Origin of the sequence: Pseudoclavibacter sp. RFBA6, from assembly GCF_002931575.1 — a bacterium.
Classification (GTDB): Bacteria; Actinomycetota; Actinomycetes; order Actinomycetales; family Microbacteriaceae; genus Pseudoclavibacter; species Pseudoclavibacter terrae.
The window spans coordinates 328297-353776 of the sequence record NZ_PSUA01000005.1 but is presented as its reverse complement, the minus strand read 5'-3'; the positions used below and the strand labels follow the sequence as shown (position 1 = coordinate 353776).

The 25480-nt window shown below is 68.7% G+C and carries 23 protein-coding genes, 1 tRNA gene and 1 pseudogene; 14 read left to right on the top strand and 11 right to left on the bottom strand.

What is annotated here, in order from left to right:
* Positions 1–29: 29 nt before the first annotated feature.
* Complete coding sequence (locus C5C17_RS04575; protein ID WP_104252175.1) at positions 30–491, bottom strand: RidA family protein; 462 nt, start codon at positions 489–491, stop codon at positions 30–32.
* On the bottom strand, positions 488–652 hold the full coding sequence (locus C5C17_RS18525) for a hypothetical protein (protein ID WP_167516566.1): 165 nt from the start codon (positions 650–652) through the stop codon (positions 488–490). The genes C5C17_RS04575 and C5C17_RS18525 overlap by 4 nt, the downstream gene beginning before the upstream one ends.
* Positions 653–749: 97 nt before the next feature.
* On the opposite strand from C5C17_RS18525, the gene C5C17_RS04570 reads away from it, so the two are divergent.
* From C5C17_RS04570 to C5C17_RS04535, 8 genes are all read left to right on the top strand, one after another.
* Positions 750–3272, top strand: a complete 2523-nt coding sequence (locus tag C5C17_RS04570; RefSeq protein ID WP_104252174.1) for a transglycosylase domain-containing protein — start codon at positions 750–752, stop codon at positions 3270–3272.
* Between the two features lie 33 nt (positions 3273–3305).
* Entirely contained in the window at positions 3306–4289 is a 984-nt protein-coding gene (locus C5C17_RS04565) for a metallophosphoesterase (RefSeq protein WP_146079077.1), read from the top strand.
* A 4-nt stretch (positions 4290–4293) separates the two neighbouring features.
* Positions 4294–6822, top strand: coding sequence for a transglycosylase domain-containing protein (locus tag C5C17_RS04560; protein ID WP_104252173.1), 2529 nt, complete (start codon positions 4294–4296; stop codon positions 6820–6822).
* Between the two features lie 85 nt (positions 6823–6907).
* Positions 6908–6981 (top strand) — tRNA-Pro (locus C5C17_RS04555).
* A gap of 79 nt (positions 6982–7060) precedes the next feature.
* The gene (locus tag C5C17_RS04550) at positions 7061–7957 is read left to right on the top strand and encodes an aminoglycoside phosphotransferase family protein (RefSeq protein WP_181028485.1); all 897 of its coding nucleotides are present in this window, start codon (positions 7061–7063) and stop codon (positions 7955–7957) included.
* 116 nt (positions 7958–8073) lie between these two features.
* Positions 8074–9195 carry an N-methyl-L-tryptophan oxidase gene (solA, locus tag C5C17_RS04545; RefSeq protein WP_104252171.1) on the top strand — a complete coding sequence of 374 codons (1122 nt, stop codon included), beginning with the start codon at positions 8074–8076 and terminating at the stop codon, positions 9193–9195.
* Positions 9192–10094 (top strand): LysR family transcriptional regulator, encoded by a 903-nt coding sequence (locus C5C17_RS04540; RefSeq protein WP_104252170.1) that lies wholly within the window; start codon positions 9192–9194, stop codon positions 10092–10094. The genes solA and C5C17_RS04540 overlap by 4 nt, the downstream gene beginning before the upstream one ends.
* A gap of 64 nt (positions 10095–10158) precedes the next feature.
* On the top strand, positions 10159–11535 hold the full coding sequence (locus C5C17_RS04535; RefSeq protein ID WP_258065921.1) for a sodium/glutamate symporter: 1377 nt from the start codon (positions 10159–10161) through the stop codon (positions 11533–11535).
* Positions 11536–11629: 94 nt separating this feature from the next.
* Here the strand turns inward: C5C17_RS04535 and C5C17_RS04530 are convergent, their stop codons facing one another.
* Positions 11630–12142 (bottom strand): DinB family protein, encoded by a 513-nt coding sequence (locus tag C5C17_RS04530; protein ID WP_104252169.1) that lies wholly within the window; start codon positions 12140–12142, stop codon positions 11630–11632.
* Entirely contained in the window at positions 12139–13245 is a 1107-nt protein-coding gene (locus C5C17_RS04525) for a glutathione S-transferase family protein (RefSeq protein WP_104252168.1), read from the bottom strand. The genes C5C17_RS04530 and C5C17_RS04525 overlap by 4 nt, the downstream gene beginning before the upstream one ends.
* Positions 13246–13398: 153 nt before the next feature.
* On the opposite strand from C5C17_RS04525, the gene C5C17_RS04520 reads away from it, so the two are divergent.
* Together C5C17_RS04520 and C5C17_RS04515 are read left to right on the top strand one after the other, a co-directional pair.
* A complete protein-coding gene (locus C5C17_RS04520; protein ID WP_104252167.1) occupies positions 13399–14181 on the top strand; it encodes a glucose 1-dehydrogenase in 783 nt (260 codons plus the stop codon).
* Positions 14182–14249: 68 nt separating this feature from the next.
* Entirely contained in the window at positions 14250–14642 is a 393-nt protein-coding gene (locus C5C17_RS04515) for a DUF1801 domain-containing protein (protein WP_104252166.1), read from the top strand.
* A gap of 58 nt (positions 14643–14700) precedes the next feature.
* On the opposite strand, the gene C5C17_RS04510 is transcribed toward C5C17_RS04515, so the two are convergent.
* The 3 genes from C5C17_RS04510 to C5C17_RS04500 form a co-directional block, all read right to left on the bottom strand.
* Positions 14701–16359 carry a polysaccharide deacetylase family protein gene (locus tag C5C17_RS04510; protein ID WP_104252165.1) on the bottom strand — a complete coding sequence of 553 codons (1659 nt, stop codon included), beginning with the start codon at positions 16357–16359 and terminating at the stop codon, positions 14701–14703.
* Positions 16356–17018: a hypothetical protein gene (locus tag C5C17_RS04505; protein WP_104252164.1), complete on the bottom strand. Its 663-nt coding sequence runs from the start codon at positions 17016–17018 to the stop codon at positions 16356–16358. Before C5C17_RS04505 ends, C5C17_RS04510 begins: the two co-directional genes overlap by 4 nt.
* 232 nt (positions 17019–17250) lie before the next feature.
* Positions 17251–17865: a TetR/AcrR family transcriptional regulator gene (locus C5C17_RS04500; RefSeq protein WP_104252163.1), complete on the bottom strand. Its 615-nt coding sequence runs from the start codon at positions 17863–17865 to the stop codon at positions 17251–17253.
* A 220-nt stretch (positions 17866–18085) separates the two neighbouring features.
* Here C5C17_RS04500 and C5C17_RS04495 point away from each other — a divergent pair, with 220 nt between their 5' ends.
* Positions 18086–19348, top strand: coding sequence for an MFS transporter (locus tag C5C17_RS04495; protein WP_104252162.1), 1263 nt, complete (start codon positions 18086–18088; stop codon positions 19346–19348).
* Positions 19345–20994, top strand: coding sequence for an amidohydrolase (locus C5C17_RS04490; RefSeq protein ID WP_104252161.1), 1650 nt, complete (start codon positions 19345–19347; stop codon positions 20992–20994). Before C5C17_RS04495 ends, C5C17_RS04490 begins: the two co-directional genes overlap by 4 nt.
* A 97-nt stretch (positions 20995–21091) precedes the next feature.
* Here the strand turns inward: C5C17_RS04490 and C5C17_RS04485 are convergent, their stop codons facing one another.
* The 3 genes and pseudogenes from C5C17_RS04485 to C5C17_RS04475 form a co-directional block, all read right to left on the bottom strand.
* Positions 21092–21349: a type II toxin-antitoxin system RelE/ParE family toxin gene (locus C5C17_RS04485; protein WP_104252160.1), complete on the bottom strand. Its 258-nt coding sequence runs from the start codon at positions 21347–21349 to the stop codon at positions 21092–21094.
* Positions 21346–21609, bottom strand: a complete 264-nt coding sequence (locus C5C17_RS04480) for a type II toxin-antitoxin system Phd/YefM family antitoxin (RefSeq protein WP_104252159.1) — start codon at positions 21607–21609, stop codon at positions 21346–21348. The genes C5C17_RS04485 and C5C17_RS04480 overlap by 4 nt, the downstream gene beginning before the upstream one ends.
* Before the next feature lie 91 nt (positions 21610–21700).
* Positions 21701–22641: pseudogene (locus C5C17_RS04475) on the bottom strand (LysR family transcriptional regulator).
* 121 nt (positions 22642–22762) lie between these two features.
* Between C5C17_RS04475 and C5C17_RS04470 the strand changes: the two are divergent.
* Together C5C17_RS04470 and C5C17_RS04465 are read left to right on the top strand one after the other, a co-directional pair.
* Positions 22763–23755: a DUF1852 domain-containing protein gene (locus tag C5C17_RS04470; protein ID WP_104252158.1), complete on the top strand. Its 993-nt coding sequence runs from the start codon at positions 22763–22765 to the stop codon at positions 23753–23755.
* Positions 23756–23775: 20 nt separating this feature from the next.
* A complete protein-coding gene (locus tag C5C17_RS04465; protein WP_104252304.1) occupies positions 23776–24810 on the top strand; it encodes a methionine synthase in 1035 nt (344 codons plus the stop codon).
* A 52-nt stretch (positions 24811–24862) separates the two neighbouring features.
* Here the strand turns inward: C5C17_RS04465 and C5C17_RS04460 are convergent, their stop codons facing one another.
* Positions 24863–25465: a thymidine kinase gene (locus C5C17_RS04460; RefSeq protein ID WP_104252157.1), complete on the bottom strand. Its 603-nt coding sequence runs from the start codon at positions 25463–25465 to the stop codon at positions 24863–24865.
* Positions 25466–25480 lie beyond the last annotated feature (15 nt).

Sequence of the window (25480 nt, the reverse complement as noted above, 5' to 3'; positions counted from 1 at the left end):
TGGTGTGCGGATGCTCGCGGGCGGGCTCGCTACTCGTAGGCGACGATGAGGTCGACCTCGACGGGCGAGTCGAGCGGCAGCACGGCGACGCCGACCGCGGCGCGGACATGCTTGCCCGCATCGCCGAACGCGAGGCCGAGCATCTCGGAGACGCCGTTGGCGACCAGGGGCTGCTCCGTGAAGTCCGGAGCGGAGGCGACGTAGACCGTGACCTTCACCACGCGCGTGACGCGGTCGAGGTCGCCGATGACGGACTTGATGGAGGCGAGCGCGTTGAGGCCGGCGAAGGCGGCGAACTCGATCGCATCATCACGCGGGACCTCGGCGCCGACCTTGCCCTTCTCGGGGATGGCACCCTCGATGAACGGCAGCTGGCCGGACGTGTAGACGAGACCGCCGTGCTCGACAGCCGGGACGTAGTCGGCGACCGGAGCGGCGACGGGCGGCACCGCCATTCCCATGGCGCCGAGACGCTCTTCGACCTGGCTCATGACTGCTCCCCCGCGATCGGACGCTTCATGTAGGCGACGGAGCCGCCCTCAGCGTTGGTGGAAACCTGGACCAGTTCCCAGCCCTGAGCACCCCAGTTGTTGAGGATGACAGTGGGGGTGTGCAACGGGAGCGGGGTGATGAAATATTCCCACTTCTGCATGGACGTCCTCCTGTGCGTGAGCGCTCAGGCGCTTCATGGGGTTCTCATTGAACACTCCTGAAGACGTCGAGAGCGGGTGTGACTTACCCTTGATCCTATGTCTGTCACGAATCCAGGGGCGCCCAAACGCAACATTCTGGGCGGCCTCCTAGGGCTGCTCGGTATGAGCGGAGTCGCGGGCGTGCTCGTCACGGCCATGATCACGCCGCTCATCGCCGTCACCGGTGTGGCCGCGAACAGCACCATCTCGCTGTTCGAGAACCTCCCGACGTACCTCGAGATCGGCTCGCTGCAGCAGAAGACCGAGCTGTATGCCTCCAACGGACAGAAGTTCGCCGAGTTCTACAACCAGAACCGCGAGGAGGTCTCGCTCGACCAGATCTCCCCGTACGTCGCAGCAGCTGCCATCTCGGTGGAAGACCCGCGCTTCCGTGAGCACGGCGGCGTCGACGTCATCTCCGCGGCACGAGCACTCGCGCAGTCCGTCATCGGCGACGGAGCGGCAGGTGCATCCACGATCACCATGCAGTACGTGCGCAACGTGCGCGTGCAGACGGCCGAGGCGATCCCCAACCAGGAGGAGCGCGACAAGGCCTACCTCGAGGCGACCGAGACCACCACGGGCCGCAAGCTCCAGGAGATGCGCCTCGCGATCGGCGTCGAGAAGCAGTTCTCGAAGGACGAGATCCTGCAGGGCTACCTCAACATCGCCCTCTTCGGCGGAACGACGTACGGCATCGAGTCGGCGGCACAGCGCTACTTCGGGAAGTCGGCCCTCGACCTGAACCTGCAGGAGTCGGCCAGCCTCATCGCCATCGTGCAGGAGCCCAACGCCTACCGCCTCGACGTGCCAGAGAACATCGAGGCGAACAAGATCCGCCGCGACTACATCCTCATGCGCATGATGGAGGAAGGCGCGATCGACCAGGCGACCTACGAGGCGACCATCGCGACGCCCGTCGAGCCCCGCCCGACCGAGCCGAGGCACGGCTGCGGCGCTGCCGAGGGCAACGCGCAGTACTTCTGCGACTACGTCCGGCTCATCATGGTGCAGGACCCGGCCTTCGGCGAGACCTACGAGGAACGGCAGTTCAACTTCCAGACCAAGGGCTACCAGATCAAGACCACCCTGGACCTCGACATGCAGGCGCAGGGCCAGGCTTCCATGGCCTCCGCGGTTCCCTCGTACGTCGAGGGCATGGACATGGGATCAGCTGCCTCGATGGTCGAGGAGGGCACGGGGCGCGTGCTCATGATGGTCCAGAACACCGCCTTCGGTGACACCGAGGAGCTCGCGGGCCAACCCGGCTACACCTCGGTGAACTACAACACCGACTACGAGTACGGCGGCTCCACCGGCTTCCAGGTCGGGTCGACGTACAAGATGTTCACGCTCGCCGAATGGCTCGCATCGGGCAAGTCGCTCAACGCGTCGGTCAACGGCAAGGACCGCGCCTTCAACCTCATCAACTTCCAGAACTCCTGCCTCGGCGCCGACGGCGGCTCCTGGTCGCCGACGAACGACGGTGGCGCGAAGGTCGGCAACGTCTCCGTCCGCCAGGCCACCTCGCAGTCCATCAACACGGCCTACGTGGCGATGGCTGAGCAGCTCGACCAGTGCCGCATCCGCGACACGGCCATGGCCATGGGCGCGCACCGTGCCGACGGCGCGGTCAACGAGTCGAACCCGGCAGCCGTGCTCGGCACGAACACCATCGCGCCGCTCTCCATGGCGACCGCGGTAGCCGGCTTCGCGAACGGCGGCGTCACCTGCTCGCCCATCGCCATCGACAGCATCACGCTGCGTGACGGCTCCGCCCTCGAGGCACCGAAGTCGACATGCAACCAGGCGGTCACCCCAGAGGTCGCCGCCGGAGTCACCTCGGCGCTCCAGGGCGTTGCGAACGGCGGCACCGGTAGCGCATCCAACCCCGGCATCGCACCGCTGATGGGCAAGACCGGCACGACGGACAGCGGCCTGCAGACGTGGATGGTCGGCGCGACCTCGAAGGTCGGCCTCGCCGTCTGGGTCGGCAACGCGAGCGGACAGGTGCCCATGTACGGCGTGGACCTGCCCCGCGCCGTCGGCAGCCAGACCCGTCACGTCATCTTCAACGACGTCATCGCGCAGGCGATGCGCGTCTACGGCGGCGACTCGTTCCCCGAGCCCACCGGCAGCGCCGTCCAGAACGAGCAGGTGACGGTCCCAGACCTCGCCGGCAAGTCAACGGCTGAGGCGAAGACGTCCCTCGAGGGCCTCGGCTTCACCGTCTCGGTCGGCAACCCCGTCGAATCCGACCAGCCGGAGGGAACCGTCGCGAGCACACTGCCGAGCGCCAACACGCGCGTCACGCAGGGCACGACGATCACGATCAACCCGTCGCGCGGACCGGACACCGCGCCGACGTCAGACGCCCTCGCCGCCCCTGACCTCGCCGGTCAGACCCAGGAACAGGCGCAGTCGACCCTGTCCCAGCTGGGGTTCAACGGCACGATGGCGATCCTGACCGAGAAGAGCGAGACCGTGCCGAGCGGGCAGGTCATCCGCACCGACCCGGCCCCCGGCGCGGAGCTCGAGCGCACCGGGTCCATCCAGGTCTACGTCTCTTCCGGCCCCTAGCGGGTCATCGCACTGACTGAAACGAGTTCCACCATGGCGAATTCCGTCGCCACCTCGAGCTCCGGGAGACCTTCCGGACTCAAACCTGGCTCATCCCCTCTCGGAGCAGCCAGCGCCGTCGCCCTCACCCTCCTCGGGGTGGGGGCGGCGACCGCCGTCTACGGCACGATGATCGAGCGCCGGGCCTTCCGTCTGCGCCGCGTCGAGTCGCGCATCCTGCCGCCCGGCTCGACCCCGCTGCGCGTGCTGCACCTCAGCGACTTCCATGTCGCGCCGTGGCAGCGAAAGAAGCAGGACTTCGTGAGGGGCCTCGCCGCACTGAAGCCGGACCTCGTCGTCGGCACCGGCGACAACCTGGGTCACGTCGACGCCATCCCCACGGTCGCGCACATGCTGGAGCCGTTCGAGGGCATCCCCTCGGTGCACGTCTACGGCTCGAACGACTACCTGGGGCCCGTGCTCAAGAACCCCTTCACCTACTTCGGCCGCTCCGCGCACGTGGCGAAGAAGGCCCCGCGCCTCGACACGAAGACCCTCACCGGGCACTTCAACCGCCTCGGCTGGACGCCACTCAACAACATGGCGGCCGTCCTCGAGGTCGCCGGCAGGCGCATCCGCTTCTTCGGTGTCAACGATCCGCACATCGAGGCCGACGACTTCGCTGCCGCAGGCAAGGCGCTGCGGGAGGCATCGGAGGGCCAGGACTGGGACCTCACGATCGGGCTCGCGCACGCCCCCTACCAGCGGGTGCTGAGCGGTCTCGTCGACCTCGGTGCAGACGCGATCTTCGCCGGGCACACGCACGGCGGGCAGGTCTGCGTGCCCGGCTACGGCGCACTCGTCACCAACTGCGACATCCCACGCGAGCAGGTCAAGGGCCTGAGCACGTGGACCTCGCGCGGCCGCACGGCCGCACTCCACGTCTCCGCCGGCCTCGGCACGTCGATCTACGCCCCCGTGCGTTTCGCGTGCCCGCCGGAGGCGACGCTTCTGACCTTCCTACCCCGGGTATCGTGACGCCATGGCAACAAAGAAACGTGGAAGCTGGAAGCGCGGTCCGTTGACGCGCGTCCTCGGCCTGGTCGGGGTGAGCGGCCTCGCCGCCGTCCTGATCACCGCGCTCGTGACTCCGCTCGTCTCCGTCGCCAACATCGCGGAGAACAGCTCGATCAACCTCTTCGAGAGCCTCCCCGACTACCTGGAGATCAACGAGCTCCAGCAGGTCACCGAGCTCTACGCGAAGCAGGGCGGGCAGGACGTCAAGTTCGCCCAGTTCTACAACCAGAACCGCGTCGAGGTCCCGCTCGACAAGATCTCACCGTGGGTGCCGCTCGCGGCGATCTCGGTCGAGGACCCGCGCTTCCGCGAGCACGACGGCGTCGACGTCATCTCCGCGGCCCGAGCGCTCGTCACGTCCGTCATCGGCGACGCCTCCGCCGGTGCCTCCACGATCACCATGCAGTGGGTCCGCAACGTGCGCGTGCAGGAGGCCGAGGCGATCCTCGACCCGGCCGAGAGCGAGAAGGCCTACATCGAGGCGACCGACCCGAACACGGGGCGCAAGCTGCAGGAGATGCGCCTCGCCATCGGCGTCGAGCAGCAGTACTCGAAGGACGAGATCCTCCAGGGCTACCTCAACATCGCCCTCTTCGGCGGCACCACGTACGGCATCGAGTCGGCCGCGCAGCGCTACTTCGGCAAGCCGGCGATCGACCTGAACCTGCAGGAGGCCGCAAGCCTCATCGCCATCGTGCAGGAGCCCAACGCCTACCGCCTCGACCGCGAAGAGAACATCGCGGGCAACAAGGAGCGCCGCGACTACATCCTCATGCGGATGATGGAAGAGGGCGCCATCGACCAGGCGACCTACGAGTCCACCATCGCGCTGCCGGTCGAGCCGAACGTCAAGGACCCCAACCACGGCTGCGAGTTCGCCGAGGGCAACGCGAAGTACTTCTGCAAGTTCGTGCAGCTCTCCGTGCTCCAGGACGAGGCGTTCGGCGCCACCGAAGCGGAGCGCAACTTCAACCTCGCCGGCAAGGGCTACAAGATCTACACGTCCCTCGACCTCGACATGCAGAGCGTCGCGACGCAGTCCATGCAGAACGCGGTGCCGTCGACCTACCCTGGAACCGACCTGGGCGCCGCCGCCTCCATGGTCGAGAACGGCACGGGACGCATCCTCGCGATGGTGCAGAACACCCAGTTCAGCGAGGTCGCCGAGAACCAGGAGCAGCCCGGCGTCACCTCGGTGAACTACAACACCGACTACGAGTACGGCGGCTCGACGGGCTTCCAGACCGGATCGACCTACAAGATCTTCACGCTCGCCGAGTGGATCGCGTCTGGCAAGTCGCTCTACTCCTCGGTGCCAGGCCAGAACCGCACGTTCTACCTGGAGAACTTCTCCAACACCTGCGACGCCGAATCCGACGGCCCCTGGGCACCGACCAACGACAGCGGCCAGCGGGTCGGCACCGTCTCCGTGAAGTCGGCGACGGCGTCGTCGATCAACACCGCCTACGTGACGATGGCGGAGCGCCTCGACCAGTGCCGCATCCGCGACACTGCGATGGCACTCGGCGGTCACCGCGCCGACGGAGCCATCAACCAGTCCGTTCCCGCCGCCATCCTGGGCGCCGCCAACGAGATGGCTCCGCTGTCCATGGCGACCGTCATGTCCGGCCTCGCGAACAACGGCGTCTCTTGCTCCCCCACGGGCATCGACCGTGTGACGCTGCCAGACGGCACGGAGGTCACCGGACCCAAGTCGCGCTGCATCCAGGCCGTCTCGCCGCAGGTCGCGGCCGGCGTCGACGAGGCACTCGCCGGAGTCGTCAACGGGGGCACCGGTTCCCGGTCGAACCCGGGCATCGTGCCGCTCATCGGCAAGACGGGCACCACCGACAACGGCCTGCAGACGTGGATGGTCGGGGCGACGACGAAGGTCGGCCTCGCCGTCTGGGTCGGCAACGCCAACGGCCTCGTGCCCATGTACGACGTCGACCTGCCGCTCGCCGCGGGAAGCCAGACGCGTCACGTGCTCTTCAACGACATCATCGGGCACGCGATGAGCACCTACGGGGGTGCGGACTTCCCCGAGTACGTCGAGGATGAGGACGCCCTGGTTCTCGCGACGATCCCAGACCTGACGGGACGCTCCACGGAAGAGGCGCGCCAGGTGCTCGAGAGCCTCGGCTTCGGCGTCTCGATCGGCCCCTCGGTCGACTCGGACCAGTCGCCTGGCAGCGTCGCGAACACCCTGCCGACCGCGAACACGCGTGTCGACAAGGGGACGACCGTCACCATCCACCCCTCCGCGCTCCCCGACGATTCGACGACCGGCCTGCTTGCTCCTGACGTGACCGGGAAGACGCAGGACGAGGCGACCTCGCTTCTGGCGGGTGCAGGGTTCACCGGAACAGTGACCGTCATCTCCGAGGCGAGCGCCACCGTTCCGAGCGGCCAGGTGATTCGCACCGACCCTGCAACGGGCACGCCGATCGAGCCGACCGGGCAGCTTCGCCTGTTCGTCTCGTCCGGCCCCTAGGAGTTTCCGTGGCTCGCGCCCTCGGTTGGCGGCGCGAGCCAGCTTCGGGTACTCTTGGGGAGTTCGCCGCTCAGCGGTGAGCGATCGGGGTGTGGCGCAGTTTGGTAGCGCGCTTCGTTCGGGACGAAGAGGTCGTGGGTTCAAATCCCGCTACCCCGACAGACAGGCCCGAGTTCGCATTGCGAACTCGGGCCTTTTGCGCGATCAGCATGGTGTACTTTCGGCGCATGTCGAACGCGTGGGCGAAGTGCTGATTCCGGACGACCTCGTGCGGCGCCTCTCGGGGCGGCCCGCGGACATCGCGGATGACGGCGACGCCTGGCTGCGCCGACTGCCCTCACTCATCGACGAGCGGCTCGGCGCGTGGGATCTCACCGTCGCCGGCGAGGCCCGCAACGGGCACAACGCGATCGTCATCCCGGTCACGCGGCGCGGCGAGCCGCACATGCTGAAGCTCAGCTGGCCCCACCGGGAGGCAGCGTCAGAGCACCTCGGCTTACGGCACTGGAACGGTGAGGGCGTCGTGCGGCTGACTGCCGCCCACCCGGCGGACTTCGCGCTGCTTCTCGAGCCGCTCGACTCCGATCGGGACCTGCACGCGATCGAGACCGATGACGCCTGCCTCGTGATCGGCGGCCTGTTGCGTTGGCTGAACGTCGCTCCCCCGCACTCGGTTCCTGACTTCCGCGCAGAGGCGCGCGGGTGGATCGAGCCGTTGCGCGCGCATCCGCCGTCGGTGCCTCGCCGCTGGGTGGACAGGGCGCTCGACACGTTCGACTCCCGGCCCTACGAGCAGAAGCTGCTGCATCTGGACCTGCACTATGGCAACGTCCTCGCTGCCGAGCGGGAGCCGTGGCTGGCGATCGACCCGAAGCCCGTGGCGGGTCCGGCCGGCTTCGAGGTGTACCCGGCGCTGCGCACCCGCGTCGAGGACTACCGTGGCGGGTCGCTCATGCATGCCGAGGTGCGGAGCCGAGTCGAGCTCATCTGCGGCGAGGCGGGCATCGACCTCGACGACGCGAGGGAGTGGTGCATCGCGCACGCCGTGCTGAACGCGCATCAGGTTGCCGAGGAGGGATGGCCGACGCTGGTGACGCTGCACCTTGCCATCGCGAAGGCGCTGTCGGACATCTGACGGTGCGCGTGGTACGGGTGTGCGGCAGGCTGTCAGCTGTTTCTCATTTGTAAACTCTTCTCGCCCATCTGTTTTACGTCTTGCTTCACAGCCGTGATCGTCGCAGGATCGTCAGCATGGATGCAGACGTCATTGTCATCGGCCTCGGGGCCGCCGGTTCGTACGCGTCCTGGAACCTCGCCTGCAACGGCGCGAGCGTGCTCGGCCTCGAGGCTCAATCGCTCATCCACGACGACGGGGCCTACGCGGGCGAGAGCCGTCTGTTCCGCGCGGCGTACCACGAGGGCGCCCACTACGTGCCGCTGCTCCTCGCATCCCGTCGGGCATGGCTTGAGCTCGCAGACGAGAGCCTCGCGCCGATCTTCCATCCGACCGGGGTGCTCTCGATCGGGTCACCGGCAGATCCCCGCATGGAGCAGGTCCGTCGTTCGCTCGCCGCGGCCGACATCCCGCACACCACGTTCACGACGGCAGAGCTCGCGGCACGCTACCCGCAGCACCAGGAGCTGAGCGACGAGATCGCTGTGCTCGACGAGCTGGGTGGTGCGCTTCGACCGGAATCGGCGGTCACCGAGATCCAGCGGCGCGCGACCGCGGCCGGCGCCGAGCTCCGCGGCAACTCGCCGGTGCTCTCGATCGAGGAGACCGGGGACGCAGTCCGCGTCGTGACCCCCGAGGGTACGCTCACGGCCAGGCAGGCCATCGTCTCGGCGGGCATCTGGACCCCGATGCTCCTGCCAACCCTCGACCGGCACCTCACGATCAAGCCCATCGCCCTCACCTGGTTCGCCCCGCAGAACCCCAGCGACTTCGACCCCGCCGTCTTCCCAGCGTTCATCCGCGACCACGGCGCGGTGCACATCTTCGGCGTCCCCACGCTCGACGGTTCGCTCGTGAAAGCCGGCTACGACGCGAAGTGGGGAGACATCGATGCCCCAGAGCACCTCGAACGACGGTTGAGCGCCGCGGAACGCGCGAAGATCTCGCGAGACATCCACACCCTCATCCCCGGGCTTCCGGACGGGATCGCGAAGCACTCCGTGCACGCCGACATCTTCACCGCCGACAAGACCCCGGTCATCGGGAGGATCAGCGACCGGGTCACGGTCGGCACCGGATACTCGGGGCACGGGTTCAAGTTCACCCCCGCCTTCGGCGACCTCCTCGCGGATATCGCGCTGGGCCGCACGCCCGAGTTCGAGATCTCCCGCCTGTCCCCGCACCGGTTCGCCGTATGAGCGAGATCAGCCTCAAGCAGCTCCGCTGCTTCGTCGCCGTCTACACGGAGCGCAGCTTCACGCGCGCAGCAAAACGGCTCGGCCTGGCCCAGTCGCCCGTGAGCCAGGCCGTGGCCGCCCTCGAGACCCAGCTCGGCGTGACGCTCTTCCAACGCGGCGGCCGCGACGTCACCCCGACGGCCGCCGCCGAGGCCCTGTACCCGGAAGCCGTCGAGATTCGCCGCCGCGCCGAAGGACTCCAGCGACTCGCGTCGGCGGCCAGCGAGCAGCCCGCGACGCGGGTGCTGCGCATCGGCTCGGTCAGCTCCCTCTTCTCCAGCGCGCTGCCCGCGCTCATCCGCTCTGACGCGCTTGCACCCTTCGCCGTCGACGTCTCAGACGGCAGCAACGCCGACCTGACGACGTCCGTCGACGATGGCGACCTCGATGTCGCCTTGCTCCGCGACCTGTCCCCAGACAGCGACCGGCACGTGGTCGCCTTCCGCGAGCGCCTCTGCGTCGCGGTCGCCGAGGGGCACGAGCTCGCAGGCCGAGAGGCGATCTCCACCGACGAGCTGCGCGACCATCCCCTGGTGCTCTTCGACCGCGGCCGCGCTCCGCTCGCGTTCGATCTGACGGTCGGTGCGTTCCTCCGCTCGGGCAACCCGCTGCGCATCGCCTCCCGGGTGACCAGCGAACAGGCGATGCTCGGGCTCGTGAGCTGTGGGCTCGGGGTCGCCCTCGTCCCGCAGTCCCTCGCGGTGCATCCGTGGCCCGGGGTGGCCTTCCGCGAGCTGCAGGATGCGGAGCACAGCTACCCCCTGGCCGTTCGGGTCACCGCAGGGGATCCGCTCGGGCTTCTCGAACCGCTGACCGCATCCCTCCGCTCCTGGGCGTCCGCGCACGCCCTCATCAGCTGACCGCACGACCCAGCCGGTCACCGTCGACCGGGCCGAAGATCCCTCACCACAGAAAAGAGTCCCCGTGGAGTACACGCCTCAAGCTCTCCTCGTCGATGCCGGCCTCATCGGCATGCTGCTCATCGTCGGCACGCTCGCGAGAGCCACGATCAAGCCCCTGCAGACCATGATGATCCCGGCTTCCGTCATCGCGGGAGCGCTTGGCCTGCTGCTCGGACCGAACGGGTTCGGCCTGCTTCCCTTCTCCGATCAGCTCGGCACGTACGGCTCGCTGCTCATCGTCATCGTGTTCGCGTGCCTCGCGCTCACCGATGACTTCAACATCTTCAAGATCGGCCGCAACGTTGCCGGCTTCGCCGCGTACGGCGTGCTCATGTACTCGCTGCAGGTCGTCATCGGCCTCGTGCTGGTGCTGCTCCTGCTCGGCCCGCTGCTCGGGGCGCCCGACAGCATCGGCCTGATGCTCTTCGCCGGCTGGGCTGGCGGCTTCGGCTCCGCGGCTGCGATCGGGGCGGTGTTCGCGGATGCGGGGCAGCCCGAGGTGCAGTCGATCGCGTTCACAGCGGCGACCGTCGGCATGCTCGTCGGCGTGGTCGGCGGCATCATCCAGGCGAAGATCGGCGCGATGCGCGGCCACGCGAAGGAATTCGCGGGCATGAAGGGAATGCCGGACGATCTGCGCACGGGCGTGCTCGACCAGGTCAAGGCTCGCCCCGTGATCGGCACGCACACCTTCTCGGGTGGCACGATCGAGTCGCTCGCGTTCCAGGCGGCGATCGTCGCGGCCGTCGCCGCGGGCGCCTACGGCATCAACCTGGTGCTCGGCGAGCTCATCCCTGCGGTTGCGTTCCCGCTCTTCTCGATCGCCTTCATCGTCGGCCTCGCCCTCCGGGGCCTCATGGCGGTCACCAGGACCCGCAAGTACATCGACCCCGACTCGCTCCGTTCGGTCTCGGGCGCTGCGACCGACGTCCTCGTCGTGTGCGGCATGGTGTCGATCGTGCCGAGCATCGTCGCCGACAACTGGCTGGCGCTGCTCATCCTGTTCCTCGTCGGGCTCGTCTTCTGCCTGCTTCTGGGCTTCGTCGCGGCGCCGCGTCTCATGCAGGACGGCTGGTTCGAGCGTCAGCTCTTCACGTGGGGTTGGGCAACCGGGGCCGTCGCGACGGGCATCGCGCTGCTGCGCATCGTGGACCCGCGCATGAAGTCGCGCACGCTCGAGGACTTCTCGATCGCCTACCTGCCCGTGGTCCCCGTCGAGGTTGCCGCCATCACGTTCGTCCCACTGCTCGTCATCGGCGGCGCCGCGTGGGCTGCGGTCGGCATCTGGGGTGCGATCGCGCTCGTCGCGGCGATCGGGGGCGCGATCGTGATCTTCACGGGTCGCAAGGGCAGTCGCAGCGCTGGGTCTGAGGCGAATGAGGCCGTGAACACGTTCTAGGCACGTTGCCCGCCGATGGGTCGTCTTCACCCCGTTTCGTGCGTCGAAATGGGGTGAAGATGACCTGTCGGGCGTGGATGCTCCCGGCGCGTCCTCAGCCGCGCAGGATCCCGGCCGCGTAGGCGGCCTGCCCGATGTGCTGCGCCGCGTCATCGATGATGCTGACGAGGCGGGCGGCTCGCGTGACGGGCGGGTCCCAGTCCTCGTCGATGACCTCGCCGAGGGCGTCTGCGCTGAGCGAGCGGATGTGCGCGCGCAGCGCATCCGTCGCAGCACGCAGGTAGTCGAGCAGCAGCGCCGCGTCGTCGACGACCACGGCCCGCGCCTCGGAGGGCGTGTGCCCGTATCCGACTGAATCGCCCAGCTCGCCGAGCCCGAAGCGGCTGTCGAATCCTTGAGAGGACCAGACTTCCTGGCCCTCGGTGAGCCCGGCGACCTGGACGTCGATCTCGCGTCCCGTGTGCCAGAGCAGCCAGGCGATCGAGTTGTCGTGGCCGCCGGGATGCGCGTTGAGGGTTGCCCCGGTCAGGTCGCGCGCGAGGCGCTCGGCGGCCTCGAGGGGCCGCCCGGCGAAGTCGTCGAGCACGTCGACCACGGAGGCGCTCATGCGTGCGACCGCCCGAGGTGCACGAGGTCGTGGCCAGCTTCGATGGGTTCGAGGTTCGGCCCCGGAGGGGTGCCGTCGCCGAACGGGGAGCCGCCGAGCTGCTCGCGGAAATGCGGCAGGTTCCAGTTGTGCAGCTCGGGGCCAGCTGGCACGATGCCGCTCGGGTTGATGTCGCGGTGCACCTCGTAGTAGTGGCGCTTGATGTCGACGAAGTCGGTGGTGTCGCCGAAGCCTGGAGTCTGGAACAGGTCGCGCGCGTAGGCCCACAGCACCGGCATCTCGCTGAGCTTCTGCCGGTTGCACTTGAAGTGGCCGTGGTAGACGGCGTCGAAGCGGGCGAGCGTCGTGAAGAGCCGCACGTCGGCTTCGGTGATGGTGTCGCCCATGAGGTAGCGGCGGGTCTCGAGCCGCTCGGAGACGATGTCGAGCGCCGAGAAGAGCCGGTCGTAGGCCTCGTCGTAGGCTTCCTGCGAGCCCGCGAAGCCGCACCGGTAGACGCCGTTGTTGATCTCCGTGTAGATGTGCTTCATGACGGCGTCCATCTCGTCGCGCAGCGGCTCCGGGTAGAGGTCGGGCGCCCCGTCGCGGTGGAACTCGGTCCACTCGGTCGAGAAGTCGAGCGTGATCCACGGGTAGTCGTTGGTGACGACTCCGCCGCTCGGCACATCCACGATCGCGGGCACCGTGATGCCGCGCGGGTAGTCGGGGAAGCGAGTGAGGTAGGCGTCCTGGATGCGCGGGATGCGGAGCACGGGGTCGAGTCCGTCCGGGTCCTTGTCGAACGTCCACGAGCGCTTGTCGTGGACGGGTCCGCAGACGCCCATCGAGATCGCGTCCTCGAGGCCGAGGAGGCGGCGCACGATGATGGCGCGGTTCGCCCAGGGGCAGGCGCGGGCGACGACGAGTCGGTAGCGGCCGGCTTCGACGGGCCAGGTCTGGATGCCGTCGCCCACCGGGCGCGCGTCCTTCGTGATGCGGTCGCCGATGTAGTTCGTGTCGCGGTCGAAGGGCTGACCCGCTTTCGAGTACACGCCCTGCTCATCCGCTTCGTCGCGTGCCGCTTCTTCGCCGTCTGGCCGTGCATCCTGCGTCGCCTGAGTCATGTCGCAATCCTAGGAAGCGGATGTGGATGCTCCCTGGGGGCGGAGGTGCGGGGTGGCAGGGCGTCAGGGTGTGGGAATAAATTCACTGGCCCACGACATAACTAAAGTGTCGTCCTGCGCCTGCCGGGCGATGCGATTCAACGAAGGAGCAGCATGTCCCGGTTCACCAACAAGGTCGTTCTGATCACTGGCGGAGGGTCCGGTCTCGGCCGCGCGACCGCCGTCCGCGTCGCGAGCGAGGGTGGGAAGCTCGCGCTCGTCGACATCTCCGAGCAGGGGCTGGAGGCGAGCAGGGCCGCCATCCTCGAGGCCGCGCCAGACGCCGAGGTCTTCACGACGACCGCGGACGTCTCGAGCGAAGCCGAGACCGAGGCGTACGTCGCGGCCACCGTGGAGCGCTTCGGCCGTATCGACGGCTTCTTCAACAACGCCGGCATCGAGGGCCGCCAGAACCTCACCGAGGACTTCGGCGCCGAGGAGTTCGAGCGCGTCGTCTCCATCAACCTCCGCGGGGTGTTCCTCGGCCTCGAGAAGGTGCTCAAGGTCATGCGCGAGCAGGGCTCCGGCTACGTCGTGAACACGGCCTCCGTCGGCGGCATCCGTGGCGTCGGCAACCAGTCCGGCTACGCGGCCGCGAAGCACGGAGTCGTCGGCCTCACCCGTAACTCGGCCGTCGAGTACGGGCAGTTCGGCGTGCGCATCAACGCCATCGCGCCCGGCGCGATCTGGACCCCGATGGTCGAGAACTCCATGCGCCAGCTCGACGCGGAGAACCCCAAGAAGGCCGCAGAGCAGTTCATCCAGATCAACCCGACCAAGCGCTACGGGCAGCCGGAGGAGATCGCGGCCGTCGTCGCGTTCCTCCTCTCGGACGACGCGAGCTACATCAACGCCGCGGTTGTGCCGATCGACGGCGGGCAGTCCGCGAAGTACTAGCCGGGCGCCGATCTCGGAACGGGGCGGCGAGCCCGACGGTCATCAGGCCACGGGTCTACGCTGACGGCATGACCGCTGCCCCGTCCCCGGATGTCGACGCCTACTTCACCGAGCTCGAGCATCCGCTGAAGGACGTGGCGGTGGGGCTGCGGGCGCTCTTGCTCGACGCGCACCCCGCCGTCGTCGAGAGCATCAAGTGGAAGGCGCCGAACTACGAGGCCGCCGATGACTTCGCCACCCTCAACCTGCGGCGCCCGAGCGCCGTGCAGCTCGTGCTCCACACCGGCGCGAAGGTGAAGCCCGAGCATCCGGAGATCGTGGTCTCCGCTCCCCCGAAGCTGCTCACGTGGCCCGGCCGGAACCGGGCCATCGCGTCGTTCTCGAGCGTCGCCGAGTTCGAGGATGCGCGCGAGGCGCTGGCGGGCGTCGTGCGGTCCTGGGCGGGGCAGGTCGTGGCCTGACCGGCCGCGGGCCCTGCAACGTCCGACCCCTGATCGGCGCCTCGCAGCACGCCGCCGCTCAGCGCGCCGAGGTGTAGCTGTTCCCCGCGGCCGGGGCGCCGCCGAAGATCTGGTCGATGGTGACGAGCACGAACCCCCGATCGTGCAGGCCCGTGAGGATCTCGGGCACGGCGTCCACGGTCGAGTCGTGGATGTCGTGCATGAGGATGATGGAGCCGGCCTCGGCCTCGTTCGCTCCGCGGTCGACGATCGTCTCGTGGGGCGGCCCCTCCCAGTCGAGGGTGTCGATGTCCCAGAGGATCGAGGGCATGCCGACCTTCGTGAGCACACGCGCGTCGACGTCGCCGTACGGGGGCCGGAAGACGCTCGGCCGTTCGCCGGTCGCGGCGAGGATGGCGTCGTTCGTCTTCTTGACCTCCTCCTCGATCTTCTTGTCGTCGAGGGTCGTGAACTGCGGATGCGACCAGGAGTGGTTGCCGAGCTGGTGCCCGTCGTCGTCGATCTGCCGCGCGATCTCCGGGTAGCGCTGCACGTTCGGGCCGACGAGGAAGAACGTGGCCGTCGCGTCGTGGTCCCGGAGCTGCCCGAGCAGGGTCTCCGTGATCGGGGCTGGGCCGTCGTCGAAGGTGAGGGCGACGCACGCGAACAGCTCGCAGTTCACGTCGCGCTCGCCCGCCAGCGGCCGTTCGCCAGCGAGCAGCGGCTGCGGCGTCGCGGAGGCCGCGACGAGCTCGCGGCCGAGGTCGGTGAGCATCGGGGCCGCCGCGTCGGCTGCGATGTGGATGCTCGGGAAGCGGTGCGAGATCGGCTCGCCGACCACGAGCGTCGTCTCGCCGTCCGGCGAGATCGGCGGGGCCGCGTCCGCGCCGCCGGACACATCCATCTCGGGGGTGAGCAGCCCTGCGGGGATGCCGATGCGCAGCCCGCCGTCCGGCGTCGGCGTGACGTCGGCGAAGCCCTTCGCGAGCACGGCTGCGTTGGCTTCGCTCGGCGGCGCGACCTGCGTGTCCCAGAGCGCTCCGAGCTCGCGGCGCGCGGCGAGCACGAGCTCGTTCCAGATCGAGAGCGCCGCGTCCGCGGTGATGACGTCGGCCCCGCCCGCCTGCTGCGCGGTGGCCGTGTCGGCGAAGAACACGAAGCTCTCGTCGCGGGTCACGGCCGGCGTCGCGCCGACGGTGCCTTCCACGACCCGCACGCGCTCGCCGAACTCGCTGCCGCTCGCCACCACGATCTCGCACGTGATGACGAGCGCCTCCCCCTCGGTGGCGCCGCCCTGCGCGAGCACCTCCGCGGCGAGCGTGCTGCTCGAGCCCCCCTCGCAGCCGCGACTGCCGAGGCCGGCGCCGGCAGCAGCGGCTTCAGGCTCGTAGGTGGTGCCGAGGCGGGAGGCGAACGCGCCGACGGCGTCGACCACGAGTGAGCGGACGCGCGCGTTCAGGTCGGTCTGACCCGGCACCTCCGTCCATCTCGCGTCGACGGCGGGCGCTGAATCGCGGATGCGGTGGTGGTCGAGCGGGGTGGAGCCTGGTTCTGCACCGGCGACGTCGCCGACGGCCTCGTCGAAGCTCGTGACGGCGGCGCGCACGGGCGGCTGCCAGGCGAGATCGGGCGCGGGCGTGCACGCCGCGAGCGCGAAGGTGGCCACGCCGAGCATCGCGACGCCGAGCAGGCGCCGGACAGGGCGGCGCTTGGAGCGCTGTCGGGATGCATCCGTCATGCGACCGGCCCGCCGATGCTCTCGAGGATCTGCGCGATCGCCGGACGGTACCGGTCGAGGTCGTCGGCGCTGACGCTGAACAGCACCGATGCGTTCGGCGAGACGGCGCCCGGGCTCGACACTGCCGCGGCCCCGACCATCACGCCGGGTGCGCCCTGCCCTTCAGCGGCGGGCTGCCCGTACTCGTAGCTGCCGTGGCGAACCGAGAGTCCGTCCTTCGGCGATTCGTCGATCCAGAACAGGCTGCCGAGCCCGGAGGTCAGCGCCCCCTCTGGCACCTCGCCATCGCGCACGAGCGACTCGGCGGCCTCCACGCCTGCGACGTCGGAGGCATCCACCATGGACAGCGGCTGCGCCGGCACCCGCAGGGTGATCTCGAGGCGCGCATCCGGGCTGCGAAGCGTGACGGTGTCTGTCCCGAAGTAGTGGGGCACGATGACCCACCCGGCTGGCGCGACGACCGAGACTCCGGCCTCCTCGCCACCGACGGCCACGGTCTCATCGACCTCCGCGGCCCGACTCGTCATCTGCGTGAGCAGCGAGCCGCCGAAGAAGAACCCAAGCACGGCGAGCGCGGCCACCAGCACGACACCGAGCGCGACGGACAGCCACGGGCTGCTGCTGGTGCGCTCGGGCGCTGCACCGTGCGAATACGTCATGGGGGCTCCGGCGGTCGGGGGCTCGGGCGGGTGCACCCAGGCTACTGAATCGGTTGCCCCTCCGCCCCGCTGTGACGTGGCACTTCGCGCCGGCAGTGGTGAAATCAGTCGGAGGGATGAGACCGCGCTCGAGGCCTCCTCACCCACTCCAATCTCTGGCCCCCTCCCCGCCCAGGGCTGAGTTGTGGTCGCCATTCGAGCGTCAGAACGACCACAACTCGACCCTGGGCTCTTAGCTGCGGTTGCTCGCGGCGAGGCGATCGCGCAGTGCCGCCAGCAGGACTTCGAGGGCCAGTTCGAACGAGCGCTCGACGCGTTCAGAACCCGATCGGGAGGCAGCGAGGAGCGTTCCGAAGAGCTGAGTGGGCGAGTCCGGCCGCCAGACCTGTTCCGGCGAGGCCAGCTCCAGCCCGAAACCGAGGGCGAACGCGTCGATCATGCCGATGAGCGTGAGGATCTCGTCGTCCGGGAAGCCTCCGGACTGCAGGGCGAGAGCGAGGTCGTCATACGCGTCGATCACCGTTGGGCTCGTGATGGTCTTCCCGATGAGGAAGGGCAGCAGCGCCGGATGGTCGGCGTACATTCGCCGCTGTCGACGCACGGCCTCTTCCACGAATGCATCCCAGGGGCGCTCCCCGGGCGCCGTGCGATACCGCTCGACGAGGTGACCACGCATGAGCTCGACGATGTCGTCGAGCCCGGAGACGTGCTTGTACAGCGACGACGGCCGGACGCCCAGCTTGCGGGCGATGGCGTTGACACCGAACGGCTCGCCTCCCTCGACCAGCTCGAGCCCGGCGTCCGCGATGAGGGCCGGCGTGAGGCCCACGATCCTGCGTCCGTCCATCCACTCGCTCCTTCGCGCGCTGCGACATTCTGCATCCCGATTCGGGCACTCGACGAAAATGTTCGGGATGTCTTCCACTTCGCGTCATCTCCGTGCATACTAGCGAACACCATTCACTGGCGAATGGTGTTCGCCAAATCTGTTCCCCGCCTCCGCGGCGCCCCAAGACTCACCACAGCGACCCGGCCCCGGCCGAGCCCGGACCCCCTCCTGGAGCCACATGACCACTGCAGCCGAACTCAGCACGAGAGTGCCCCTGCGTCTCGCGCCGGCCTCCGCGACGTTCGCCATCGCGATCGCGGGGTACCTCGCCGTGAACCTGTCGCCCTACATGATCAGCGCGGCACAGGAGGCCATCGACCTCGATGTGCTCGCCGCGAGCTGGCTCGTCACCGGCACGCTCCTCCTGACCGCCGTCGCCGGCCTTGCCGCCGCGGGCCTCTGCGCCGGGAGGCATCGGCACCTGGTCGCCCGCATCGGGCTCGGCGTCGCGACCCTCGGCTTCCTCGCGGCCGCCCTCATCCCGGCGCTCACCATTCCCGGCCTGCTGATCGGCGGCGTCGGCGCGGGCGGTGCAGTCGCCTCCGCCGGAGCCGCCATGGCGTCGTTCCGGAACCCGGATCGTGTCGCGGGATGGAACGGCTTCGCGAACCGAGGCGTCATCACGATCGTCCTCGCAGTCCTCCCCATGCTCGGACTCGGCCCCCTCAACGTCTTCGGCGCGCTCGCGCTCTTCTCAGCCATCGGCCTGGTCGTGACGACGTGGCTCCCCCGCGCGCCCATCCTCGACCAGGGCGCCAGCCTCGGAACGGCAGGGGCCGCGACGGGCGAGGCCATGCCCATCGAGATCCCGCCGACCGGCGCGATCCGCACCCAGAGCGCCGCGCCCTCGCGCCTCCTCACGATCAGCGGCTTCGTCCTGCTCATCGTCTTCGCCCTCTGGGCCGCGAGCGAGGATTCGCTGTGGGCCATGATCGGCATCATCGGCGCGGAGACCAGCGGCCTGACGCCGGAGGGGCTCGGCATCGCGCTCTCCGGCGCCACGGCGGGTGGGCTCCTCGGTTCGCTCGCACTCATGGCGATCGGCAACCGCCTCGGCCGCGCGGTGCCGCTTGTCGTCCTGCTGGTGCTCGGCGGCATCCTGAAGATCGTGCAGGGCACGCTCACCGACGAGACGGCGCTCATCGTGGCGTTCGTCGCCTGGAACTCGATCTACGCCGTCGCGTTCATGTACTTCCTGTCGACGGCGGCGGCGCTGGATGCTCGCGGCCGCTGGTCGGGACCCCTGCTGTCGGTGTACCTCGTCGGCTCAGCCCTCACGCCCCTCATCGGCGCCAGCCTGAGCGAGCTCCTCGGCGCGCAGGGCTTCACGCTGGCGCTCGGCATCACGAGCTTCGTCCTCGCCGTGCCGACCGGCATCATCGCCGCCATCTCCACTCGCACCGAACGATCCATCCCGAACACCGCGGAGGCACTCGCATGACCACAACCCTCTACCTGAACGGCCGCGTCTTCCAAGGCGCCGCATCCGCTGAACCGGTGGATGCCGTGGACGCGAGCGCGTTCGTCGTGCGCGATGGTGTGTTCGCGTTCGTCGGCGGCGAGGCGGACGCGCGCGACTTCGCGCCCGCCCCTGATTCGACCGTCGACCTCGGCGGGCAGCTGGTGCTCCCGGGCATCACGGATGCGCACACGCACCTCGTCATGATGGGCGAGGCGCTTGGCCAGGTCGGGCTCACGGACGCGCGCGACCTCGCCGAGGTCCAGCGCCTGCTCGCGGAGGCTCGGGCCGCTGACCCGGATTCGAGGGTCCTTCGGGGTCGAGGCTGGCTCTTCGACTCGATCCCCGGCGGCGCCCCGACAGCGGCGATGATCGACGAGGTCGTGGCGGATGTGCCCGTGTATCTCGACGCCAACGACTACCACTCGTGCTGGGTGAACAGCGCGGCGCTGCGCGAGCTCGGCATCACTCGTGAGACGCCGGACCCGAGCGGCGGCCGCATCGAGCGCGACGCCGACGGGGAGCCGAACGGCATGCTCTACGAGACCGCCGCGGTCGAGTACGCGTGGGTGCAGCGCGACCTCGCGATGACCGACGCCGACCGCGACGCCGCCGTTGAACGCGTGCTCGCCGCCTACAGCGAGGCCGGGGTGACGGGAGTCGTCGACATGGCGCTCAACGAGGTCGCCCTCGATGCGCTGCAGCGCGCCGCCGACCGCCGTGACGGCCAGCTTCCGCTGCGGGTCGCCGCGCACTGGCTCGTGTCCAATGCCGACGACGATGCGGCGAACCTCGAGCAGGTCGAGCGCGCTGCGTCGCTGGCGGCCAGCTTTACGTCACCGTGGCTGCGCGTCGTCGGCATCAAGCTCATCCTCGACGGCACGATCGACGCCTGCACGGCGGCCATGAGCCAGCCGTACTCCGACGGGTCGAACGCCGACGCCATCTGGCCGGCGGAACGTCTCTTCCCCGTGGTCGCCGCCGCGGATGCGGCCGGCCTGCAAGTCGCGATGCACGCGATCGGCGACGCCGCGAGCACGATGGCACTGGATGCGCTCGAGCACGCGTTCGAGGCGAACGGCGAGATTCCGCGTCGGCACCGCATCGAGCACCTCGAGTACGCCGTGCCCGGCACGGCGGAGCGGATGGCGGCGCTCGGTGTGACCGCGTCCATGCAGCCCGTGCACGCCGATCCGGCGATCCTCGGCAACTGGATCGCGCAGCTCGACGACGACCGTGTGGAGCGCGGCTTCGCGTGGCACGAGTACGAAGACGCGCAGGCGACGCTCGCGTTCTCGACGGATGCGCCCACCGCCCCCTACGGTCCGCTCGCGAACCTGTACGTCGCGGCGACCCGCGAGTCGGCGCTCGACCCGGCCTTCCCTGCCGGGCAGACACTTGGCCGCACGGTGCCGATCGAGCGCGCGATCGTGCACGCGACGCGGGATGCGGCAGCCTCGGTCGGCGACGCGGACTGGCGTGGCGAGATCCGCGAGGGACTCGCCGCCGACTTCTTCGTCGTCGACACGGACGTGCTGAGCGAGCCCGCCGCGAGCCTGCTCACGGCACGGACGGTGCTGACGGTTGTCGCCGGGCGGGTGACGTTCGAGGCCGGAGGTCGCGCCTAACCGAGGACAGGTGATCGCGCAGAAACGGGGTCAGGACCACACGGGAAGCAGCGCTGGCCGCCCCAAGTGTGCGCACAGGAGCGAGTACTCGCCCCGCCTACTTGTCGTAGACCTCACGCCGGTGGCCAGCGTGAACGATCACCACGGTCAAGACGTCGTCCTGAATGCGATACAGCACGCGGTAATCACCGGTCCGAACGCGCCACTCAGGGCGTCCGGTGAGCTTCTTCGCGGCAGGTGGTCGTGGGTCCTCCGCGAGCAGCTCGACCGCGGCCTGGATGCGACGCTTCGCTTCCGGCGGGAGCTTCTTGATGGCTCTGGCCGCCGCCGGGAGGACCAGGATCTGGTAGCTCACAGAGCGAGGCCGAGGTCACGCTTGACGGCATCCCACGGAATCGGCTCCTCCCCCAGCGCCTCGGTCTCTTCCCACGCAGCGTCCACTGCTCGAATGTCCGCGAGTTCCTCTGCGTCCTCGAGGAGCTGCTGCAACTGGGCGGCGTCGATCACGGCCGCGACGGGCCGGTTCCGCCGAGTCAGGTACACGGGCTCGAGGCGCGCGTCGTCGATGATCGAGGCCAGGCGAGCACGGGCATCGGTGATAGCGATCTGACTCATGGGGACAGCGTACGTCGAATCGAAGAAAACGTACAGAGTGCGCGATAATGCACTGAAAGTTCGAGACCTGGGAAACGATCTGAGGTTGCCCCTACCCGAGCAGTTCCACACCCGCCTCCGCGACAACCGCCCGCACCTCGTCGAGGTACCGCTGCGCCTGCTCTGTGAGGGGGATCGCGGAGTGGCCGATCCAGCCGATCTCGATACGTTCATCCACCTCCAGGGGCACGGCGACGATGCCAGGGTCGAGGTCGTCGCTGATGATGCCGGTCGAGATGGTGTAGCCGTCGAGGCCGATCATGAGGTTGAAGATCGTCGCCCGGTCGGAGACGCGGATCTCCCGTCTGCTCGACAGGGTCGAGAGGATCTCCTCGGCGAAGTAGAACGAGTTGTTCGCGCCCTGGTCGAACGTGAGCCTGGGCAGGTCAGCCAAGTCGTCGAGCGTCGCGCGCTTCCGGGACGCGAGCGGTTCCGCCGCGAGACGAAGATGTGCGGCTGTGCGAGGAACAGCGGATGGAACACCAGACCTGAATCGCGCAGCAGCTTGTCGATGACGTTGCCGTTGAAGTCGTTCCGGTACAGAAGGCCGAGCTCGCTGCGGAGCGTCCGCACGTCCTCGATGATCTCCCACGTGCGGGTCTCGCGAAGCGAGAACTCGTACTCGGCAGCCCCGGTCGCCTTCACCATCCGCACGAACGCATCCACCGCGAACGAGTAGTGCTGCGCCGACACCCCGAGCAGCCGCCGCGACGGCGGACGGCCCAGATACCGCTGCTCGAGGAGCGCCATCTGCTCGACCACCTGCTTCGCGTAGCGGAGGAACTCGGTGCCGTCAGTGGTCAGGGAGACGCCGCGGGCCGACCGCACGAGAAGGGCGCGGCCCACGCGCGACTCGAGGTCCTTCATCGCCGCCGACATCGTCGGCTGGGCGACGAAGAGGACGTCGGCGGCGGCGCTGATCGAGCGTTCCGCCGCGACCTCCACGAAGTAGTGGAGCTGCTGCAGGGTCACGCCGTTCGATCGCCGACTCATAGCCCAAAACTATAGTGACGAATAGTTGCGACGGATTACCCGATAGCCACCGCCCGCCTGCACAATAAATGCATCCACGCCCACAGGCCTGCCGGCCTCACGACTCCCGGATTGGCCTCACATGGCGAACGACATCACGTTCAACATCACCACCACACGCTTCGACGAGCACTACGCGCCGTCGGAAAGCTCCCGCATCACCACGAACTTCGCCAACCTGGCCCGCGGCGAGCACCGCCAGCAGAACCTGCGCAACGCCCTCACGATGATCGACCGGCGCTTCAACGACCTCGCCCGGTGGGACAACCCCACCGGCGACCGGTACACGCTCGAGCTCGACATCATCTCCGCCTCGCTGCAGTTCGACGACGACGGCGACGACCGGGAGTTCCCCCTGCTCGAGGTCCTCGACATCGGCATCGTCGACCAGCACACCGGCAAGCGCCACCAGGGCATCGTCGGCAACAACTTCTCCTCCTACCTGCGCGACTACGACTTCAGCGTGCTGCTGCCAGCCGCCAACGCGGGCGGCACCGGCTTCACCCTGCCCGACGGCTTCGGCGAGCTCCACGGCAAGCTCTTCCAGCACTTCCTCGACTCCCCCGCCTACCAGCAGCGGTTCCACAAGTCGCCCGTCATCTGCATCAGCGTCTCCACCAGCAAGACGTACACGCGCACCGACAACCACCACCCGGTCCTCGGCGTCGAGTACCGGCAGGACGACTACTCGCTGACCGACCAGTACTTCGGCAAGATGGGCCTCCAGGTCCGCTACTTCATGCCGCCAGGCAGCGTCGCACCCCTCGCGTTCTACTTCCGCGGCGACCTGCTCACCGACTACTCCACCCTCGAGCTCACCGGCACGATCAGCACGATGGAGGCGTTCCAGAAGATCTACCGCCCCGAGATCTACAACGCCAACTCCGCCGCGGCCAACGTCTACAGCCCCACGCTCGACCAGCAGGACTTCTCCCGGACCGAGATCGGCTACGACCGCGAAGAGCGCAGCCAGCTCGCGAAGACGCAGGGCGCGTACACGGCCGAGCACTTCGTGAAGCCCCACGGCGACGTGCTGGATGCGTGGGCCGCCACCTACTCCGTCTCCGCCCGATGACCGACGAAGGATCGACGATCATGAACACCCTCCTCCCCGTTGCCAGCGTTGGCAGCCTCCCCAAGCCGTCATGGCTCGCCAAGCCCGAGGTCCTCTGGTCGCCCTGGGAGCTCGAGGGCGCGGCGCTCGTCGAAGGCAAGCAGGATGCCCTGCGCATCGCGGTGCAGGAACAGCGTCGGCGCGGCGTCGACATCATCAGCGACGGCGAGCAGACCCGCCAGCACTTCGTGACGACGTTCATCGAGCACCTCGAGGGCGTCGACTTCGAGAACCGGGAGACGGTCCGCATCCGCGACCGCTACGACGCGAGCGTCCCCACGGTCGTCGGCGCCGTCAGCCGCAAGCAGCCCGTTTTCCTCGACGACGCGAAGTTCCTGCGCGCACAGACCGACCAGCCCATCAAGTGGGCGCTCCCAGGGCCGATGACGATGATCGACACCCTCTCCGACCGGCACTACAAGAGCCGCGAGAAGCTGGCGTGGGAGTTCGCGACCATCCTCAACCAGGAAGCCAAGGAGCTCGAGGCCGCCGGCGTCGACATCATCCAGTTCGACGAGCCCGCCTTCAACGTCTTCTTCGACGACGTGGCGGACTGGGGAGTCGCAGCCCTCGAGCGCGCGGCAGAGGGCCTCCGCGCCGAGACGGTCGTGCACATCTGCTACGGCTACGGCATCAAGGCGAACAACGACTGGAAGGCGACGCTCGGGGCCGAGTGGCGTCAGTACGAGCGGACGTTCCCGCTCATCCAGAAGTCCTCCATCGACATCGTCTCCCTCGAGAGCCACCACTCCCACGTGCCGACGGACCTCGTCGAGCTCATCCGCGGCAAGAAGGTCATGCTCGGCGCCATCGACGTGGCAAGCGAGCAGATCGAGACGCCGGAAGAGGTCGCCGACACCCTCCGCAAGGCCCTCCAGTTCGTGGATGCCGACAAGCTCATCGCGAGCACAAACTGCGGCATGGCTCCCCTGCCGCGCGACGTCGCCTACGGCAAGCTGAGCGCACTGTCTGCGGGCGCTGCGATCCTGCGGGCAGAGCTGGGCGAGCAGGCCTAGCCGCTAGCCCAGGATGAACGCGACGGGGTCGGGTGCGCCGGTCAGATACGACCTAGACGCGCCCGGCCCCGAGGCGTCCGTGCGACGCCTCGAGGTAGCAGTTGCCGCACATCGACTCGTAGCTGACCTCGCCCTGGTCGATCGCGACCTGGCCGCCGTCGAACACGAACTCGCCAGCAACGCGGCGGCCGTTGAAGATCGCCTTCCGCCCGCAGCGGCAGATCGTCTTGAGCTCCTCCAGCGAGTGCGCGATCTCGAGCAGCCGCTGACTGCCAGGGAACGCGATCGTCTGGAAGTCGGTGCGGATGCCGTACGCGAGCACGGGGATGCCGTCGAGCACCGCGATGCGCAGCAGCTCGTCGACCTGCCAGGTCGTCAAGAACTGCGCCTCGTCGACGAGCAGACACGAGATGGGCTGGCCGTCGGCAACCAGCGCCGCGAGCTGCTCGCGGGGGCTGTCCTCGGCACCCACCAGGATCTCCACGCGCCTCGTCATGCCGAGGCGAGACGCGATCTCGCCCTCAGCCTTCGTGTCGACCGCGGGCTTCGCGAGCACAACCCGGTGCCCACGCTCCTCGTAGTTGAACGCGGCCTGCAGCAGCGCCGTCGACTTGCCCGAGTTCATCGCCCCGTAGCGGAAGTACAGCTTGGCCATGGTCCTCCTCGTTTC